Source organism: Actinoplanes rectilineatus (genome assembly GCF_000962825.1).
Lineage (GTDB): Bacteria > Actinomycetota > Actinomycetes > Mycobacteriales > Micromonosporaceae > Actinoplanes > Actinoplanes rectilineatus.
In genome coordinates this window covers 1-430 of sequence record NZ_JZKF01000243.1, presented here as the reverse complement: position 1 = coordinate 430, position 430 = coordinate 1, and the positions used below count along the sequence as shown (strand labels likewise).

The 430-nt window shown below is 61.4% G+C and carries 1 protein-coding gene; it reads right to left on the bottom strand.

Annotated elements, in window-relative coordinates:
- On the bottom strand, positions 1-391 hold a 391-nt coding region (locus WH85_RS46275), incomplete at its 3' end, for an AMP-binding protein (protein WP_281179171.1).
- Positions 392-430 lie beyond the last annotated feature (39 nt).

Here is a 430-nt window from a genome sequence, read left to right as displayed (position 1 = left end):
TCTCCTCCACCGACGACGGCGTGAGCTCCTGGAACGTCACGTGGACGGTCGTCTCCGTGATGCCGTACATGTTCACCAGACGGGCACGATCACCCATCAACTCGTACCAGCGACGCGTCGACCCGAACGGCAGCGCCTCACCACCGAAAATCACCTCACGGACCTTCAACCGGGCCGCCTGCTGCGGAGTCAACACACCCAGGAGCTGCCGGAACGCCGACGGGGTCTGGTTCAGGACGGTGACACCACGCTTGACCAGGAACTCCGCGAAATCAGCCGGATTACGACGGACCCGATCCCCCACGATCTCCAGACGACCACCATGCAACAACGCGCCGTACATCTCCCACACCGAGAAATCGAACGCGTAAGAATGAAAAAGACACCACACATCATCCGGACCGAACGTGAAATGCTCCGCCGACGCCGC